Source organism: Mycobacterium sp. DL99, assembly GCF_004762045.1.
Classification (GTDB): domain Bacteria; phylum Actinomycetota; class Actinomycetes; order Mycobacteriales; family Mycobacteriaceae; genus Mycobacterium.
Genome location: NZ_SJOM01000002.1, coordinates 1 through 1,085 on the forward strand (window position 1 = coordinate 1; position 1,085 = coordinate 1,085).

Genomic DNA, 1,085 nt, shown 5'->3' on the forward strand with positions numbered 1-1,085 from the left:
TGTACCCGGCAGGGACGTTGTTGACGATTCTGCTGTGGAAAGGGAGGACCTCCGGGCTTAGTGGAGATGTCTGACGTCTCTACTCACACGGAGGTCCTCGTGTCCCACGCTAATGCTCGATTGACGGTTCATGGTCGACAGCTGCTGGTTGATCGCGTCGTCGGTGGTCGTCGGCCCGTTGCTCACGTTGCAGCCGAGCTGGGTGTTTCACGCCAGTGTGCTCATCGCTGGGTGCGCAGATTCCTCAACGAAGGGCCAACAGGTCTCGACGATCGCTGTTCGAGGCCGCACCGAAGTCCCCGTCGTACCGCAGCCAACATCGAGGCCGCCGTGGTGGAACTGCGTCGTTCATCTCGGCGTGGTCAGCAGTGGATCAGCGACGAGCTGGGCGTGCCGGCCCGGACCGTTTCGGCGATCCTGCGACGCCATCAGATGCCGTATCTACGCGACTGTGACCCATTGACCGGTGCGTTGGTCAGGACCTCCAAAATGACGGCGATCCGCTACGAGCGCAGCCGCCCGGGCGAGTTAATCCACATGGACGTCAAGAAGATTGGCCGGATTCGCGATGGCGGTGGGTGGAAAGCTCACGGCCGACAAATGGGACGGACCCGCGCGCACAGGCAAGCGCCCATCGGTTTCGACTACATCCATTCCGTCGTCGATGACCATTCCCGGTTGGCCTACTCCGAGGTCCTACCCGACGAGAAAGGCAAGACCTGCGCGGAGTTTCTGCAGCGGGCCGCCAACTATTTCACCGCCCACGGCATCACCCAGATCGAACGAATCATGACCGACAACGCCTGGGCCTACCGCTACTCACTGCGCGAGGTTGCCGCCGCGTTAGGAGCCCGTCAGGTGTTCATCAAACCGCACTGCCCGTGGCAAAACGGGAAAGTGGAGCGCTTCAACCGCACCCTGCAGACCGAATGGGCCTACCGCCAAGTGTTCATTACCAACGACGAACGCAGCGCAGCCCTTGCCCCGTGGCTTGATCACTACAACACTCGACGACGCCACTCAGCAATCGGAGGCCAACCACCGATCAGTCGACTGTCACCAAGGTGACGGCTGGGTACAACTAG

At 61.4% G+C, this 1,085-nt stretch carries 1 protein-coding gene; it reads left to right on the forward strand.

The window, feature by feature from the left end; translation table 11 throughout:
- The first annotated feature begins 99 nt into the window (after positions 1-99).
- Entirely contained in the window at positions 100-1,068 is a 969-nt protein-coding gene (locus tag EYZ64_RS00010) for an IS481 family transposase (RefSeq protein ID WP_135451299.1), read from the forward strand.
- Positions 1,069-1,085 lie beyond the last annotated feature (17 nt).